Origin of the sequence: Snodgrassella sp. B3800, from assembly GCF_026535865.1 — a bacterium.
Lineage (GTDB): Bacteria > Pseudomonadota > Gammaproteobacteria > Burkholderiales > Neisseriaceae > Snodgrassella > Snodgrassella alvi_E.
In genome coordinates this window covers 40,117-58,141 of sequence record NZ_JAFNPH010000005.1, presented here as the reverse complement: position 1 = coordinate 58,141, position 18,025 = coordinate 40,117, and the positions used below count along the sequence as shown (strand labels likewise).

Below are 18,025 nucleotides of genomic sequence, written 5' to 3'. Positions count from 1 at the left end.
ACTGCCAAACGCTTTTATTTTTACTATATTGAAATTGGTAAGGCTCCTTAGTAATCAATTTGAGCTGAAGAATAAAATACACTTTAATTTTTTTAAAAAAGAATGGCAATAGCCATCCTTTTTTGATTAGAGAAAACTTGCTTAAATATCCACCTGCGCATTCAACGCATTGTTTTCAATGAATGCCCGCCGTGGTTCCACTTCATCGCCCATCAGGGTAACGAATACATCATCCGCAGCCATCGCATCTTCGATTTTAACTTTCAGCAGGCGGCGTACGGTTGGATCCATGGTGGTTTCCCATAGTTGCTCTGGATTCATCTCGCCCAGCCCTTTATAGCGCTGAATAGATAGCCCTTTTTGTGCTGTGGTCATCAGGAAATCCAATGCTTGCGCAAAGCCGGTTACTGCGGTTTTTGTTTCGCCTTTCACAACATCAATCGGGGCATCCACAATACCGCTTAAGGTTGCAGCTGTCTGACGGATAATCTGATAGGCGCGGCTTTCGGCAAATTTCTGTTCTAGGTAGCTCACCATCTGATTGCCATGCAATTGACGGGTGATTTTAATCATTTGCACTTCATCTTCGGCACCGATGCGTTCCAGTGTGAGGTTTTCATCATTGATGAGATTAGTTAAGGCTTGTGTGGCCTTTTCTGCACTGGCTACATTGCTTAAATCCAGATTTTCATTCCAGTAGAGCAGGGCATTTAATACAGCGCTGTCGATAATGCGGCTTTCACGCATAATCATGCTTTGCGCTAAGATGAACTGTTTAGCAATCTCCGCCAGTGCATTTCCTTCTAAGGTAGTCTCGCCAATATTCAGGCGTGCTTTATCCAATGCAAGGGTAAGCAGAAACTGGTCTTTTTCAAACTCATCTTTCAGGTAGCGCTCCTGTTTGCCATGTTTGGCTTTGTAAAGCGGAGGCTGGGCAATGTATACATAGCCGCGTTCTACCAGTTCAGGCATCTGCCGGTAAAAGAATGTCAGTAGTAAGGTACGGATATGGGCACCGTCTACGTCGGCATCGGTCATGATGATGATGCGATGGTAGCGCAGTTTTTCCGGATTGAATTCCTCTTTGCCAATGCCGGCACCCAGTGCAGTAATCAGGGTGGCTACTTCCTGACTAGCCAACATTTTTTCAAAGCGTGCTTTTTCGACATTCAGAATTTTACCTTTAAGCGGTAAGATGGCCTGAAATTTGCGGTCACGTCCCTGCTTGGCAGAACCGCCGGCCGAATCCCCTTCGACCAGATACAGCTCAGACAATGCAGGATCTTTTTCCTGACAGTCGGCCAATTTACCCGGCAGACCTAATCCATCCATAACGCCTTTGCGGCGGGTAATTTCGCGTGCTTTGCGTGCGGCTTCACGGGCACGGGCTGCATCCACAATTTTACCGGTGATGATTTTGGCTTCAGTGGGATTTTCTTCCAGAAATTCAGACAAACCTTTGCTTAAAACTTCATTGACCACTGGTCCAATTTCGCTGGAAACGAGTTTGTCTTTGGTTTGTGATGAGAATTTCGGGTCAGGCAGTTTCACGGACAATACGCAGGTAAGACCTTCGCGCATATCGTCGCCGTTGGTGTCTACTTTGGCCTTTTTGGCTACTTCATTGGCTTCGATATAATTGTTGATGGTACGGGTCATGACCTGACGTAAAGCAGTCAGATGGGAGCCGCCATCACGCTGAGGAATATTATTGGTAAAACACTGCACGTTTTCCTGATAGCTATCGTTCCATTGCATGGCGCATTCAACGCTCATGCCGTCTTTTTCGCCGCTGGCGTAGAATACTTTGTTATGTAGCGCAGTTTTATTGCGGTTCATGTATTGCACAAAACCAGCCACGCCGCCACTAAAAGCAAAATTTTCATGTTTGCCGTCACGCTTATCAAAAAGTTCAATACTGACGCCATTATTCAGGAAAGACAATTCGCGGATACGTTTGGCCAGAATGTCAAAGTGATATTCAATATTGCCGAATGTTTCGGTGCTGGCGAGAAACTGTACGCGCGTACCTTGTTTATCGGTGTCGCCTACTACGGATAGTGGTGCTATGGCGTCGCCATGATTAAACTCTACAAAATGTTCTTTGTGATTACGGTAGATAGTCAGGCGCAGCCAATCGGATAAAGCATTCACTACAGATACACCTACGCCATGCAGACCACCAGAAATTTTATAACTATTGTTATCAAATTTACCGCCGGCATGCAGGATGGTCATAATAACTTCAGCCGCAGAGCGGTGTTCTTCGGGATGCATGTCGGTGGGAATGCCACGGCCATTGTCTTCAATGGTAATGGAGTTGTCAGCGTTTATTGCTACGGTGATATGATCACAATAGCCGGCCAGCGCTTCATCAATCGCATTGTCCAGAACTTCGAATACCATGTGGTGTAAACCAGTACCATCCTGGGTATCACCAATATACATGCCGGGACGCTTGCGAACGGCATCCAAGCCTTTTAATACTTTGATACTGTCGGCGCTGTAATCTTCAGGGTGTTGATCTGTCATAAGAATTCTTTATAAATCTGGGGTAGCGGTTATGCTTTTAATATGATGCCTGTAGGCAGAAAAGAATATTAAGGATGCTCAATTTTGCCATATTTACAGGGCTGAATCGAATAATTCATTAGATAATTATTATAGCAGAAATTAAGTTTTTTTTCAGCCGGTTGATATGTTTAAGATTATGTTTTATCGAATTTTTTATTGAATGATAATCGTGTTGAATGTAAAGAAAAAACTGCCCTGAATCAGATATGGATGAGGGAATCATTTATTCTGATTTAGGGCAGTTGCTAAGTCTTTGTATAAGAGATATTTATATTCTCATCGGCATGACTATGTATTTAAAATCAGGATTGTTGGGGATGGTAAATAACGTTGAGCGATTGGCATCGCCGAATGCCAGTTGCAAGTCATCGGCATGTAAATTGCGTAATACATCCATCAGATAATTGATGTTGAATCCGACTTCCAGTGTGTCACCCTGATAAGCGATTTCCAATTCTTCACGTGCTTCTTCTTGTTCATTATTGTTACAGGTGACGCTGAGCAGCCCCGGCTGGATTTGCAAACGCGCACCGCGGAATTTTTCATTGGCCAGAATAGCAGCACGTTCTAAAGCACCCAGTAATTCGCTACGATTGGCAAGGAAGATTTTGTCATTATCTAGCGGAATCACGCGGTTGTAGTCTGGGAATTTGCCGTCTACTACTTTGGAAACGATGATGGTATCGTTACAACGGAAGCGAACCTGATTATTCAATAGTTCTATAGTAATCGGTTGCTCAGGGAATGTAAGCAACTTGAATAGTTCCAGTACCGTTTTGCGGGGCAGAATCACTTCTGCTTTAGGTAAATCTGTATCTAGACTACAGGCGGCATAGGCCAAGCGGTGCCCGTCTGTGGCTACTAAACGCAGCTGATTGCCTTCGGTCTGCATCAGTAAGCCGTTTAGATAATATCGAATATCCTGAATGGCCATGCTGTATTGGACCTGTGACAGCATTTCTCTGAAGGTCTCCTGAGGGAGGGAGAAGCTGGCATTTACGTCTTCTCCTACACTCATCAGTGGAAAGTCTTCTGCCGGCAAAGTTTGTAGATTAAAGCGGCTTTTGCCGGCTTTTAGGACCAGACGGTTATTGTTCCAGTCTAGTGAAACCATGGCGCCGGCTGGTAGGGCGCGCAGAATATCCTGTAGTTTTTTAGCATTGGTGGTAATGCGGAAATCTTCAGCTTCGCTTTTTGGGCCTATGGTATCAATCTGAATTTCCAGATCGGTGGCCAAAATTTTGATTTGCCCCTGATGGTTCTCCAGTAATACGTTAGACAGGATCGGCAAGGTATGGCGACGCTCGACAATGCCGGTTACGGCTTGCAGAGGTTTAAGTAAACTATCACGTTCTGCTTGTAGAATCAGCATGTTGTTTTCCTTGGTTTAATCTCGCAAAATCATCATTAAGGTTTCGTACGCTTTGGTTGTCTCGGCATCTGATTTACGGAGTTTGGAGATGCTTTTTACCGCATGCATGACTGTGGTGTGGTCACGGCCACCAAATCCGCTGCCAATAGCGGGTAAACTAAGTGGGGTGAGTTCTTTAGCCAAGGTCATGGCCATCTGACGTGGACGTGCCAGATTACGTGTACGTTTTTTGCCTACCATATCACTGATGGTGATGCCATAGAATTTGGCTACGGTGTTTTGGATGTGTTCCAGTGTCATTGGTTTGTGATTGACGGCCAGAATATCCTGTAGTGCTTCTGTGGCTAAACCGACATCAATCGGCCGGCTGGCAAAACGGCTTTGAGCCACAACACGCTTGAATGCGCCTTCTAGTTCGCGCACGTTACTGCGGATATGTTTGGCAATAAAGAACGCAGCTTCGTCTTCAAGTTTTACCTGTGCCAGCTCAGCTTTTTTCTGCAGAATGGCAACACGCATTTCCAGTTCAGGTGGTTCCAGCTCTAGACTTAGTCCCCATGAAAAGCGTGATTTTAAGCGATCGTCCATGCCATCAATATGAGTAGGCAAGGTATCACATGTAAGAATAACCTGTTTTTTTTCGTCAATTAAATGGTTGTAGACGTAAAAAAACTCTTCCATGGTGCGGTCTTTGCCAGCAATAAACTGAACATCATCCATAATCAGCAAGTCCACCTGTTGGTATTGCTGACGCATGGCATCGAAAGATTTAGCATGGAAAGCGTTCATGATGCCACGGATGAATTCATCGGCATGTATATAACGGATTTTGACTTTGGCATCTGCAGCAAAGAGCTGGTTACCAATGGCCTGTACTAAGTGAGTCTTACCCAAACCGGTGCTGCCGTAAACAAAAAACGGGTTGTACATGCTATTGCCTGGGTTTTCAGCTATAGAGAGGGCGGCCGCATGAGCCAGCCGGTTACCTTTGCCTTGTACCAGTGCAGCGAAGGTGTGTTCAGGATTGAGATTAGTGTCGGTATAGCGTGATTTTTTACTGTTTGTCAGTACATTATCAGACTCAGTTTTAGGTATAGATGTTTCTTTTTTATCTACTTTGCTTGGTTTGCTAGGGTTGACTTCACTGTTTTCAGCCGTGTTGTTATCACTTTTAGACTGATTATTTTTTAGCCTTTTGGCAATAATGTCCTGAGCGGATTCTGTGCGTTTAGTTGTTGAACGCGGTTTGGCTTCTTCAGGTGCAGGGGTTGTGTTTAAGGGTTCATGTTTATTAAGGTTTTCAGTCTCCACCTGAACCGGAGTGCCGCTTTCAGCTTTCACAGAATTAATGGTATTGGTAATTGCCTGAGCCTGTGTAGCTGCTTGTAAAGATTGCCCCTGACCAATTTTGAGGATTAAAGGAGTTTGTCCGTGTGGGAGTATGGCCTGACGGGCGTTTTCCACAGCTGGCCAGAAACGCTCACGTATATGGTTGAATGCAAAGGTATTGCGCGCGAATATTACCCAATTGCCATTTTCTTCACCTACGGTTAGGGGAGCAATCCACATCTGGTATTGCTGGGGCGGTAGGTTTTGTTTAAGTTGTAACAGGCACTGCGGCCAAAATTCTGTTAGGGTCATGCGTGAAGCTTATTTTGTCTGCCAATGGGACTTGGCTTAAGTAATGGAAACAGGTATCGCCTATTATGCTAATTATACGCAATAAAGAACTTTATGACCACGATTTGCACTCTGTGTTAACCCGTTTGCAGTCTGGGTTTCCTGTAGATTATATTGATTGACAAAGTGCTGTTCTTGTTGTGTAATGCTACGTTTTATTTAAAGTTAATTCGGGAATAAATTATGAAACGTACTTATCAACCATCCGTTACCCGTCGCAAACGCACTCATGGCTTTCTGGTTCGCAGCAAAACACGCGGTGGACGTGCTGTACTGGCTGCCCGTCGTGCCAAGGGTCGTAAACGTTTGGCTGTGTAAGCACAAGAATGGATTATCATTTTGGCAAAAAATATCGCCTTTTAAAAACGGATGATTTTTCATCCGTTTTTGCGTTACGTTGCCAGAAAAGCCGTGCTTGGATTCAGGTGTTTCATGCACGCAATACACTTGGTTTTCCGCGTCTGGGTTTGGTAGTGGCCAAAAAAGTGGCCAAACGAGCCAATCGGCGCAATTACATGAAACGTGTATTAAGAGAATGGTTTCGCCTGCACCGGCATGAATTGCCGCCGGCAGATATAATCATTCGTGTACGCCAGCCCTTCCGGCATGCGGATTATGCTGGTGTAATCAAGACTTTACAACAGTTGCTTGTGGCAGCTGACGGGTGTAAAGCAAAGTCGCAATGAAATATTTATTGCTGGGTCTGATTCGGTTTTACCAGTATGCCATCAGCCCGCTTTTACCGCCCCGTTGCCGCTATAGCCCGACCTGTTCGCAATATGCAGTACTCGCTCTGCAAAAATACGGGGTATTCAAGGGTGGCTGGCTGGCAATCAAGCGCATTTGCCGCTGTCATCCTTGGGGTGGTTGCGGTCATGACCCACTTCCTTAGCGAATACACACGGAATACACTATGGATTTTAAACGATTACTGATATTTTTTGTGCTGACCATGGCTATTTTGCTGGGTTGGGAAAAATTATACCCACAACCCGAAAATCATCCAGTGGCACAACAAACATCATCTACGAGCAATGCAGTTTCCACTGGTGTGGGAGCTGAGGGTGCATTAAGTAAAACTGAACCAGTTACGGTTACTACGGATACTGTTAGGGCGGTTATTGATGAAAAAACTGGCGATTTGCGCCAGCTTACACTGACTAAATACAAAGCTACCAGTGATGCCAGTAAGCCATTTGTGCTGCTGGATAATGGTGCGGATGGCCATCAGTACATTGCCCAGTCGGTATTATTAAACCGTCAGGGTGATTATCAGTTTAAAAATCTGATTTTTACTGCGCCGCAAAAACAATACACATTGAATGGCGACAAGCTGGATGTGCGTTTGACAGCAGCAGAACAGAACGGTGTGCAGGTAAGTAAGATTTATACCTTTACTAAAGGTAGTTATTTGATTGGCCTTCGCTATGAAATTGCCAATCACAATGCACAGCCGCTGCAAATGGATGTGGCCTATCGGGTTTTGCGTGATGACAAGGAGCCGGAAGGTACTGGCTATTTCGATCACACCTATACGGGGCCGGTGCTGTATACGCCCAATGGCAAATTTGAAAAAGTGGCTTTTAAAGATCTGGACAGCGATTATGCTTCCGGTCGTGACCGAGCAGACTATCAGCGTAAAACCAATACCGGCTGGATCGGTATGACCCAGCACTACTTTATGACTACGTGGATTCTGCAGCCGAAAGAGGGCAGCAGTGTTTGTGGCAGCAATGACGATTGCAAAATTGATATTCGCAAACGTAGTGATGGCTTATATTCTGCAGGCGTACGCGTACCAGTAAAAGACATTCCCGCTAATTCCAGTGCTAGCTTCGGTATTTCTTTATATTCTGGTCCGCAGATTTATTCAGTAATTACTAAGGTTGCTGATCATCTGCAAATGATTAAAGACTATGGCAAGGTATCGCTGTTTTCTTCGCCGTTATTTTGGCTGTTAAACTGGTGGCATGGACTGGTACAGAACTGGGGCTGGGCAATTATTCTGCTGACGCTTACAGTAAAAGCTATTCTTTTCCCGCTTACTCATGCTTCATATAAGTCCATGGCTAAGATGCGTGCTGTAGCACCTCGCTTGCAGGCATTGAAAGACCAGTATGGCGATGACCGCATGCGTATGCAGCAAGAAATGATGTCGTTGTACAAAAAGGAAAAAATCAATCCTGTTGGCGGCTGCCTGCCTATGCTGTTGCAGATACCGGTTTTCATCGGTTTGTACTGGGCACTGTTTGCTTCGGTAGAATTGCGTGGTGCTCCATGGATTGGCTGGATTACCGATTTGGGACGTCAGGACCCTTATTACATTTTGCCGGTATTGATGGCACTGACCATGTATCTGCAAACCTTTATGAATCCGCCTCCTACGGATCCGATGCAGGCTAAAATGATGAAAATCATGCCGGTAGCGTTTTCTGTGATGTTCTTCTTTTTCCCTGCCGGTTTGGTACTGTACTGGCTGACGAACAATATTTTAACGCTAGCACAACAATGGTTTATTAATAAACGTATTGAACGGCAGGCGAAACTGCACCGCTCATTGGATGTATGAGTATAGCTTGTTAGTAAAAAGCACTTCAGTTTGAAGTGCTTTTTATTTGTTCAGTGCTTCAGAGACATATCGCCGGTGTAAGAGTTAATCATTAATGAGTTTGTCTATATAAATAGTTTGAAGCTGCTCTTATATTTTCTACTGTGAGCATTGGTGCACATTTATGATATTCGTTCAGGTATTTTCATAAATTAGTTTATGTAGAAAATATGCTTGCTTATTTTTTTATAAGCTGATGTGTATTAAATGTAATCAGGTACTTGATTTCTAGATGAAAAAAATAAACAAAAATACTTATGGTAGGGAATTAAATTTAATTTTTAATGGAATGCATCACTGACCGTTATCGGTTTTTTGGCTTGAGAATCGCGATAAATGTTTTTTGTATTCAGATTTTTATTTATCAATAATCAATTTGCATATTTATGTTTTATTCTTTTAGGAGAAAAATGAGATTGGTATGAATAGTAACTTGTTCGGGTAATTACAGTAAATTAAGATTGTCGGAATTTAGTAAGTCTATCCGACTTTAGTATTGCAATGATGGTCGTTATATCTGCTCAAATTTGCTTTTGGCTGGATTAACTCCTCCAAATTGAGCTATGAATTTTTTATTTTTAATATCTCTTTTTTACGTTAGTATTATTATTAATACTATCATATTTTATTTTAAAACAAGCACTTCTGTCTGAAGTGCTTGGTGATTATTGCGCATATTTTATTACGGATTAGATGATGGATAGCTTGGCTTAATTGTGATTAAGTTATCAAACTTAATCATCATTGCTTTAAGCCTTAAAACTGATGCGCTGAATTAGCGATAATGCTACCGAAAATGGCTAGGGCAATTATATATAGTATTATCGTTATTGCCACGACTATCAGGTATGCTTTGCAAAAATTAGAGCGGTTAGGATTGCCGTTGCCACTAAAAGCCCAGACTAAAACCATGATCAGATTGACAATGGGTATGCAAAACACGATAAACATTATGAGCCAGTCCCCAATAGACATGACTGGCGCAAGGTTGCCTGAAGAAGAGTTGAAAGTGTTATTTTTTGTTGTATTTTGCATAATTATTCATTTCAATAGTTAATAAATGTTATTAAATATTAACACATTTAATATTGTAAATGAATATCATTTTGAAAAACTTGTAAATTTAAGGCGTGACAGACTGAATGAAACGATATAGTGTCTATCACGCCTTTTAGTCGTTACTGTACGTAGGTAGTGGTTTGTTGTGTAGTAGTGGTAGCTGTTTGTTGAACAGGGTTAACACGAATTTCTACACGGCGATTTTTGGCACGGCCTTCCACTGTAGCATTGCTGGCAATTGGATTAGCAGAACCGTAGCCTACTGCGCTAATACGATTGCTGGCGACGCCACGGGCGCTCAGGAATGTGGAAACAGACTCAGCGCGACGTTGTGATAATGGCCTATTGATATTGTCATTACCGGTGCTGTCGGTATAACCAGCGATGGTGATATTGGTATCCACATATTTAGCCAGAATCTCAGCTACAGAAGATAGGGAAGATGTGGCGGCGCTGCTTAATTCAGAGCTATTAGTTGCAAATGTGATGTTTTCTGGCATGGTGAGTTTAATCTGGTCACCTTCGCGCTGTACTTCAACATTTGTATTAGCCAGTTTTTGACGCAATAGTTTTTCTTGGTAATCCATATAAGCGCCGATGCCAGCACCGATAGCACCACAGCCCAGAGCAGCATTACGTGCACCTCGGCTATTGTGGGTAATTGCACCAACGATTCCGCACACGGCAGCTCCACTTAGGCCGTAAACAGCGGTTTTGCTGGCATGGGTTTGGCCGGTACTAGGATCGGTAACACAGCCAGTCAGGGCTAAGGTAGTGGCGGCAGCGAGTGCAGCCAATGGTTTCATGATGGTCATACTTACTCCTTCTCTTAAAATTTGATTATGGTTTTCACAAGTATGTTTTATGCTATCTATAGCAGAAAAGCAAGTGAGGGAGGGAGGAGGTGCGCAAACTGAAAATATTCTGTCCGGTTTGCATATCTGTAATTTATTTTGTAGCAATGCTGGTTTAAGCGACAAGTTTACTGCGCTATATTACAATTTAGTCTTATTTAAACGTGTTTGAGGCTCGTTCGCCCTTGAAAACGGCCAGTTTAGCCTCATTCAATTAAATTACCTGTATTCAGGGCTACTATCAGTCACTTTGGAACCAGACATGCTCAGCTTGTATAACACCTTAACTAGAAACAAACAGAAATTTACACCGATTAATCCACCACAGGTGCGTATGTATGTGTGTGGCATGACCGTTTATGATTATTGCCATCTGGGGCATGCACGGGTGATGATTGTGTTTGATATGGTGGCGCGCTGGATACGTGAGCTGGGCTATAAGCTTGATTATGTGCGTAATATTACTGATATAGACGATAAGATTATTAATCGGGCAAATGAGCGCGGCATCAGTATTTCTGAACTGACTGATTATTATATTCTGGCTATGCATGAGGATGCGGCTGCTTTAGGTGTGCTGCCACCAAACCATGAGCCGAGAGCCACACAGTATATTGGACAGATGATTGCCATGATTGAAGAGATCATGGCAAATGGTAAAGCTTATTTGGCTGAGAATGGTGATGTATTTTATGCGGTACGTGAGTTTCCTGACTATGGCCAGCTGAGCGGTAAGAGTTTGGATGATTTGCGCGCTGGTGAACGAGTGGATGTGGATGGCTACAAGCGTGATCCCTTGGATTTTGTGTTGTGGAAAGCGGCCAAACCCCATGAACCGGCGTGGGACAGCCCGTGGGGACGTGGTCGGCCGGGCTGGCATATTGAGTGTTCGGCTATGAGCAAAGCTTTGTTGGGTGAGAATTTTGATATCCACGGTGGTGGAGCTGATTTACAGTTTCCTCACCATGAAAATGAGATTGCTCAGAGCTGCGGTGCAGAAAAACAAGGTTGTTGCACGGAAAAAAATCACTTTGCTAGCCATGTAAAATATTGGCTACATAATGGGTTTATTCGTGTGGATAATGAAAAAATGTCTAAATCCCTTGGAAACTTCTTCACTATCCGCGAAGTGTTGCAAAAATACGATGCAGAGGTGGTGCGTTTTTTCATTTTGCGTGCCCATTATCGCAGTCCTTTAAATTATTCTGACGCACATCTTGATGATGCCAGAGGCAGTTTGACGCGTTTGTATACAGCATTGAAAAACACAACAGCCGCAGATGTTGAAGTTAATGCGGATTTAAATGATTATACGCGCCGGTTCTATGCTGCAATGAATGATGATTTTGCTACAGTGGAAGCTGTTGCCGTTCTATTTGAACTGGCCAATGAAATTAATAAAACTCATGATGCGCAATTGGCAGGGTGCTTAAAAGGGCTGGGTGGTCTGCTGGGTTTGTTACAGCGTGATCCGGAGGCGTTTTTGCAGAATGAAGTGGGTGAAGGCGTACAAGGTCTTGATAATGCCACCATTGAAGCGATGATTGCTGCACGGCAGCAGGCGCGTGCAGAACGCAACTGGGCAGAATCAGACCGTATTCGCGATGAGCTAACGGCTGCCGGTATTGTGTTGGAAGATGGTGCTAATGGTACAAGCTGGCGCCGTGCCTGATTTTTTCTTTATCTAAAACAGATATTAAAGAGACTATGGATCTATTCTGAATCAGGGGCTTGACAGCAGTATTATACTTTTAATGTATGGTATGTTTTGAATCTGGTAATAAGTGCATCTTTTTCACAGGTCATCTGTGTAATATGGCTGTTCTGTGTGCTGATTTACTTGAAAATTTTACTCATGCGAGTATAATCGCCCGATTCCAGACATCCGTTTCAAGAGGTACAGGCACATCCCCTGTGCCCGCTTAACTAAGGACGATACTATGAATAACAGCATTCAACCTAACTACCACGACGTAACTGTGACTTGCTCCTGCGGTAATACTTTTGTAACTAAATCTGCAATGGAAAAAGATACTTTCAATATTGAAGTATGCTCTGCTTGTCATCCGTTTTATACCGGTAAACAGAAAATCGTTGACTCTACTGGTCGCGTGGACAAATTCAATCAGAAATACGGCAATATGTTCAAACGTTAATCTTGTTTGCAAGATATTGCACCCAAAAAGACTGCCATTATGGCAGTCTTTTTTAATAGTAAATTAATTTGCCTTTTATCCGATGGGATATTATCAAAATTTTTTTTCAAATTTCTTTACTCACTTTACTCATACGATCAAAAAAATCAAATCTATCTATTTTATATCCGTTTTATTTACGCAAAAATCCTCAGAAACATGAAATTTCTGAGAAATTTTTAATTAAGGCAACCTAACTACTGGCTATTGTATTGCAGTTAAGAGGCTAAATGCTCATAGTTACTGCGTTTGAGCAAAGGAATCAAATGTTCATAAATACTCTCTGCATCGGGAGAGCACGTTACCTCTTTATCGACAAGGTGTGAAAATCCGCCATCTTTACGGTCATACTCTGTTGGCGTAATCGTGATCACATTATTCGCCAATTTAATTATCACACAGGCAGTCTCTTTTTCCAGCCTTCTAAAATTTTTATAGCCAGCAAAGCTTAAAAAGGCCTTGTTATATGAATCTTCATCTTTTACCCATTCTTGAACGTCAATAAACTTAGAAGTATTGGTTATCTTTAATACAAGTTTACCTAACAATACCGGTATCAGCTCTTTTGAAATACGCGCTCTGACGTGAGAATGGACAAGACCAGGACCGTAATTATCATGAAAGAATCCTTGTATAATCACAGAATCGTCAGGTAGTATATATAAATTACATCCCTTTGCTTTCGGTTCGTGCAGCATTTTTCTACTCCTTAATTTATGGTATGGATTGTACTATTACAGAAATTCCTGACCAACGAAAAGCAGCCTATCGCTGAATTTGCTCATGCATTTAAGCCTGTTCTACATTTGCCGCATCATTTTCAGTTACACTAAGTAATATTTTTTTGCAGTGCACTAAGCGCATAATATGAATACTATTTCCGTAGTGTTATTTCACTATCATCTAAATTTCTTTTTATTATTTCCTCGCTCCCATTTATAAACCATATGATATGGAAAATCTTTATCTCAAAGCACTTTAATCTTTTCTATTTTAAAACCTATTGCTCCGCTATAAGCATCATTTTTCCTTTAAAATCATAGTTAATCCTGAATAATTGACGATCTCCAGACATTTCCACACCTGTACCAAAAATAGCTCCTGTTTCATTTTTTCCTGGTCCACCAAAACCAAATGATAGTTTTACAGGATGTCCATTGACTTTATCTAAACGAAACTGAGATTGTGCCTGAGGTAACATTGTTGATTTATATAATATATATGATTTCAAATATTTAACGTTCAATTTTTGATATATATCCAGCTCCCAACCTTGGTTCTCCTATAAGTTAATGCTTATGTTTCATACCTTATAAATTGAGTACCTGCATCAGAAAAATCAAATCCCTTGTATGCTACTGCACTGGCAATTGTATTTTCCAATAGAGCATATTTCCTCCAACAACACCAATCATTCGAACAGTAAGGAGTACATCTAAAACAGCATTAATTTTATGGTATACGTTAAGTATTCTTTAGGCTGTATTAAATAAATTCAAATTTAATTGGATATTAAGCCATGTCATAACATCGCCCAACCCCATATATCCGCTTGGATCGAATTTATTTACCGGATCTACACTAGTATGAATATACTTATGCAGAGCACTAAGTGTTTTATTTTTACCCTCAAAATCATTTTTACTAATGAATCTTTTTATCATAAAAGAATGTTTTTATTTTTGCATTTAACTAGCGTTGATTTAGTGTCTGGTTAATCAGCAGCCATAACCAGCTGACCAGTACAAAAGGCATTGTCAGTACCGGAAGTGAATAGGGTTTCAGAAGAGTAGTAAGGGCAGACTGAGTAAATACGGTGAGAATTATAGCCAGTAAAATATATAAATTGGTTTTACTGTCTGGTGAATTGCTGAAGGTAATCAATGTAATAGCAGTTAATACCGCATTGAATGAATAAAGCCCCAGTGTAATAAGCTCAAGTTGACCTCCGTACAGTAGGGCGATGCCGATGGCAAGGATTGAACCGATTATGGCATATAGGGTGATTCGGAGGGAATTAACAGCCAGAGCGATTAAAAATGTTATTCCCACCAGTGTACTGTTGAATAAAAATACCTCAGCAATGCCAAGAATGCTGTTTGGCAGCAGGTGCAACAGTGTAAAGCTGGTAATGTGTGCGGTAGCGGTATCTGCCTGTACTCGTGACAGCGCTGAAAAAGAAGGAATTGCCAACAGGAATATCCATGTAATCAGGATGAAGGGCATGGTCAGACAGGGTAAATACCATTGCTGTAATATTGTGCTCAGGGCTTTGGTAATGAAGACCGAAAGTATGGATGCCAGCACGATAGTGCACCATAAATAGGGTGAATTTTCACAAAACGTAGCTAATGCAATGCCTGTCAGACAGGCATTAAAGCCATAGATTCCTTGCTGCCATGCTTTTACATTAAGCTGATACACATAGGCCATGATGTTGGCGCTGATTACGGCCACTAAACTGGCTACTCCAATAATTGGTTTGCCGGTAAGGCACCCTCCCATCAGTACCCCTAGCAGAAAAATCAGTCCAGATAATGCATTGTTTTGGAGCATGACCTGACCGTAGCTGCGGAGAATCACATCGGTAAAGCGGATACAGTGGTTGTGGTTGCATAATTGATGCCATTGCGCTGCTACAGACATTGTTTTCATTCGTTTTCTCCTTTATTAATATTTCGGTTCAGTAGGTTAGACTGCTTTTATACTGTTTATGCGTAGGTAAATGTTCTGGTAATGTGGGATGGAAATAAATATACGATATTTAATGCTGGTTGGGCGGAAAATTTTATTTTTTAAGAGCTTGAAATATTTGATGATGAAAATGTTCCTGCCAAATTGAGAGTATGCTTTTTCAGTGCTGTTGTTTGGCTTTAGTTCTTTATTGTTTAGTTTGTTTTTTAATATTACATGTTTATAAGTTTTTTATTTGGGCAGGTAAGTAGTGCTGAAACGTTTAAGAATCTGAAATTTAAAGCAAGTAAACATTGATTGGTTGGTAAAATCAAATTCAGCTTAGAAAAGTTGAAGTTTGTACTAAATTTGCATTTTGAATAATTTTTGTAATATTAAAGAAGAAATGATTAAAATATTATTTCTAAATTTAATTAAATAGGCTAAAGATGTGACTATTCTAAATCTGTATCTGGCCGTCAGGCTAGCAGTGACACGGTACAATCAGAAAACAATTTTGCTCTGAGTAACACGCAAAATAATTAAATAAGCTAAACCAAGCGATATCTGCTTTCTAAAGTTGCACCTATACTGAATTGGTTGATATTAATAAAGAATGGGCTCTTTCAATTATAAGTATGTGATCAGTGAAATTAAAGGCAAACTGGATTTAACCAAAAGTAAAAAATGACAGCTGAAAATTTGAAGATTGTAGTGGCAGAACTGCCATCTCAGTTTTTTTTTTATATAAATCTAGCGATGATTTTGTATTCTGAAACTTTCAGCATTATGCTTGGTATTAAGTAAGGTTGATAATAATTGAAATGTGCTGAAATGAGCTTAAATCGTTCTCCGTGGTAGGGATGGGCTTTATTATCGCTGTTTTGGGATGATTTTTAAAACGCAGTTTTATTTCATGATGCATGTATCAGTCAGACCCTGGTTTTCTGCTTTGGAAGTTATTGCAATGAATTATCCGTTTACTTGGAACCGGAATAGTGTTTGTATATGCACAACTGTTGCCAGTAATAGTTGTATCTATGTTATTGTTTAATACTGGCTCGTTTCTGATTTTGTTTAGAAGAGTGGCTTCCAGCAACGGGAATTGAATGATAAAAATATTAAGAAGAAAGAATTTATGCAGCCTCATTTGAATTCAGTGGGCACACCTTTATTTTATGGGGTGTTTATCGTCATCATAATTGTAATGATAGCGATAGATATGCTCACGCTGAAAAAAGAAGGCGTACATCGCGTTAGCACTAAAGAAGCGCTGCTGTGGACATGCGTCTGGATTGCTGTTTCACTTGGTTTTGCTGTCTGGCTCTATTTTGAGCTGCTGCATAATCCGATGCTGGGCAGTGAGGTGGCTGCTGATTCGGTGATGGATTTTCTTACTGGCTATGTGCTGGAAAAATCGTTATCGGTGGACAATATTTTTGTCTTCGTGCTGATATTTAGTTATTTTAAGGTGCCGGCAGAGTATCAACACCGAGTGCTATTGTACGGAGTATTGGGGGCAATTGTCCTACGTGCTGTGATGGTGGCTTTGGGTGCAGTTCTGGTCAGCCGCTTTGAGTGGGTGCTGTATCTGTTTGGTATATTCCTGCTTTATAGCGGGATTAAGCTGATGCTGCCGGAAAAAGATGAGAATAAAAGTTTGGCTGATAACCCACTGATAGGTTGGCTGTACCGCCATATGCGTGTAAGTGAGCAATTTAACCGTGAGAAATTTTTTACCATCGAAAACGGTCAGCGCATGGCCACGCCATTATTGCTTACATTGGTAGTGATTGAATTGAGTGATGTGGTTTTTGCTGTAGACAGTATACCGGCTGTCTTTGCTGTGACCACTGACCCGTTTATTGTGTTTACTTCGAATATTTTTGCGGTGCTTGGTTTGCGTGCGATGTATTTTTTATTGGCCAATGTGGTTGAAAAATTTGTTTTTCTCAAATATGGGTTGGCCGTGGTTCTGACTTTTATCGGTGCCAAAATGCTGGTGGCAAAATGGTGGCACATTCCTTCTTTTGCTTCACTGGCTGTGGTATTTACTGCTTTACTGCTGGCGATTCTGGCTTCATGGTGGAAAACCAGAAAGCAGCCGCATAATCTGTAGACGACAAAGGAATTTTTTCACAATAGCCCGCTTCAGCTTATTTTGAATGTTAATACACACAATAATGGCTGGCGGGCTGATACTCTGTAAGTAAGCTAAAAACAGAATGAAAAGCTCAGGCCAATTTGTCTACAATTTCACTTACTCGAGCTACGTAGATTTTTACAGTTTCGATATCACCGGCTGGAATCTCATCGACACTGGCATCGGCTGGTGTCTGAACCATTGCTCCGATGGAACCTCCGAGTACATTTACATCATTGCGCGTCGCTTCTTTGGAGTTAGCCGGCAGTAGTCCGAGACTTACCCAGATGCCGCCATGCTGTGCTGCCAGTGTCTGCATCCAGATTAAGGTTACTTGTTTGTCGCCACTAAAACTGGCACTGTTGGTGAAGCCGCCAAACACTTTATTTTGCCATGCCCGCTCCGCCCACAGGCCGGATGTGGCGTCGGCTACTTTCTTAAACTGCCAAGGTACATTGCCCATATAGGTAGGTGCGGCAAAGATAATACCTTTGGCCTGATGCAACTGCTGCCACTGATCATCATCCAGCTCGCCATTGGCATCGATTTCTACCAGTACAGCATCGGTATCGGCTGCAGCTGCCTGAGCAATTTTAAGTGTATGGCCATAACCGGAAAATACCAAAATAGCTAGTTTACTCATGTATCTGTTCCTTATGATTGATTACCAAAACAGCTTAAGCGGGTGGCGCTACTATCGCAAGTATGATTCAGGAAATAAAAACGAGGATTATTGCCTGACAGTAAACTATCAATGCTTGGGTATAAAATTCTTTACAACCCGGTAATTGATCCAGAAACGACCCTTTGCAGACTCAGATGAAAGACTATATTGCACAGTTTAGTTGCATACTTGATAACGCAGTA

15 protein-coding genes are annotated in these 18,025 nt (G+C 41.8%); 7 read left to right on the top strand and 8 right to left on the bottom strand.

Features of this window, described 5'->3' with window-relative positions; translation table 11 throughout:
- Positions 1-141: 141 nt before the first annotated feature.
- The 3 genes from gyrB to dnaA all read right to left on the bottom strand — a co-directional run bounded on the left by gyrB (position 142) and on the right by dnaA (position 5,587).
- Positions 142-2,532: a DNA topoisomerase (ATP-hydrolyzing) subunit B gene (gene gyrB / locus J3U64_RS08210; RefSeq protein ID WP_267408883.1), complete on the bottom strand. Its 2,391-nt coding sequence runs from the start codon at positions 2,530-2,532 to the stop codon at positions 142-144.
- A 310-nt stretch (positions 2,533-2,842) separates the two neighbouring features.
- Positions 2,843-3,946 carry a DNA polymerase III subunit beta gene (dnaN, locus tag J3U64_RS08205; protein WP_100140729.1) on the bottom strand — a complete coding sequence of 368 codons (1,104 nt, stop codon included), beginning with the start codon at positions 3,944-3,946 and terminating at the stop codon, positions 2,843-2,845.
- Positions 3,947-3,961: 15 nt separating this feature from the next.
- The gene (gene dnaA, locus J3U64_RS08200) at positions 3,962-5,587 is read right to left on the bottom strand and encodes a chromosomal replication initiator protein DnaA (RefSeq protein ID WP_267408882.1); all 1,626 of its coding nucleotides are present in this window, start codon (positions 5,585-5,587) and stop codon (positions 3,962-3,964) included.
- 222 nt (positions 5,588-5,809) lie between these two features.
- Between dnaA and rpmH the strand changes: the two genes are divergently transcribed.
- From rpmH to yidC, 4 genes are read left to right on the top strand one after another with little or no spacing between them, the layout of a single operon-like run.
- On the top strand, positions 5,810-5,944 hold the full coding sequence (gene rpmH, locus J3U64_RS08195; RefSeq protein ID WP_004283944.1) for a 50S ribosomal protein L34: 135 nt from the start codon (positions 5,810-5,812) through the stop codon (positions 5,942-5,944).
- Positions 5,945-5,952: 8 nt separating this feature from the next.
- Complete coding sequence (rnpA, locus tag J3U64_RS08190) at positions 5,953-6,312, top strand: ribonuclease P protein component (RefSeq protein ID WP_267403867.1); 360 nt, start codon at positions 5,953-5,955, stop codon at positions 6,310-6,312.
- Entirely contained in the window at positions 6,309-6,518 is a 210-nt protein-coding gene (yidD, locus tag J3U64_RS08185; protein WP_267391578.1) for a membrane protein insertion efficiency factor YidD, read from the top strand. The genes rnpA and yidD overlap by 4 nt, the downstream gene beginning before the upstream one ends.
- A gap of 21 nt (positions 6,519-6,539) precedes the next feature.
- Positions 6,540-8,195 (top strand): membrane protein insertase YidC, encoded by a 1,656-nt coding sequence (gene yidC, locus J3U64_RS08180; RefSeq protein WP_267408881.1) that lies wholly within the window; start codon positions 6,540-6,542, stop codon positions 8,193-8,195.
- A gap of 1,217 nt (positions 8,196-9,412) precedes the next feature.
- On the opposite strand, the gene J3U64_RS09950 is transcribed toward yidC, so the two are convergent.
- Entirely contained in the window at positions 9,413-10,108 is a 696-nt protein-coding gene (locus J3U64_RS09950; protein ID WP_100151878.1) for an OmpA family protein, read from the bottom strand.
- Between the two features lie 301 nt (positions 10,109-10,409).
- Here J3U64_RS09950 and cysS point away from each other — a divergent pair, with 301 nt between their 5' ends.
- The gene (gene cysS, locus J3U64_RS08170) at positions 10,410-11,819 is read left to right on the top strand and encodes a cysteine--tRNA ligase (protein ID WP_267408880.1); all 1,410 of its coding nucleotides are present in this window, start codon (positions 10,410-10,412) and stop codon (positions 11,817-11,819) included.
- A gap of 268 nt (positions 11,820-12,087) precedes the next feature.
- Positions 12,088-12,303 carry a 50S ribosomal protein L31 gene (gene rpmE / locus J3U64_RS08165; RefSeq protein ID WP_100090964.1) on the top strand — a complete coding sequence of 72 codons (216 nt, stop codon included), beginning with the start codon at positions 12,088-12,090 and terminating at the stop codon, positions 12,301-12,303.
- 257 nt (positions 12,304-12,560) lie between these two features.
- Here rpmE and J3U64_RS08160 read toward each other — a convergent pair whose 3' ends face one another.
- The 3 genes from J3U64_RS08160 to J3U64_RS08150 form a co-directional block, all read right to left on the bottom strand.
- Positions 12,561-13,040, bottom strand: coding sequence for a contact-dependent growth inhibition system immunity protein (locus tag J3U64_RS08160; RefSeq protein ID WP_267391581.1), 480 nt, complete (start codon positions 13,038-13,040; stop codon positions 12,561-12,563).
- Positions 13,041-13,342: 302 nt separating this feature from the next.
- Positions 13,343-13,543 carry a hypothetical protein gene (locus J3U64_RS08155; RefSeq protein ID WP_267391582.1) on the bottom strand — a complete coding sequence of 67 codons (201 nt, stop codon included), beginning with the start codon at positions 13,541-13,543 and terminating at the stop codon, positions 13,343-13,345.
- Between the two features lie 491 nt (positions 13,544-14,034).
- On the bottom strand, positions 14,035-14,997 hold the full coding sequence (locus J3U64_RS08150) for an urea transporter (RefSeq protein ID WP_267408879.1): 963 nt from the start codon (positions 14,995-14,997) through the stop codon (positions 14,035-14,037).
- Between the two features lie 1,156 nt (positions 14,998-16,153).
- Between J3U64_RS08150 and J3U64_RS08145 the strand changes: the two genes are divergently transcribed.
- Positions 16,154-17,134, top strand: a complete 981-nt coding sequence (locus tag J3U64_RS08145) for a TerC family protein (protein WP_323811362.1) — start codon at positions 16,154-16,156, stop codon at positions 17,132-17,134.
- Positions 17,135-17,249: 115 nt separating this feature from the next.
- Here J3U64_RS08145 and J3U64_RS08140 read toward each other — a convergent pair whose 3' ends face one another.
- Positions 17,250-17,801: a flavodoxin family protein gene (locus J3U64_RS08140; RefSeq protein WP_267408878.1), complete on the bottom strand. Its 552-nt coding sequence runs from the start codon at positions 17,799-17,801 to the stop codon at positions 17,250-17,252.
- Between the last annotated feature and the right edge of the window lie 224 nt (positions 17,802-18,025).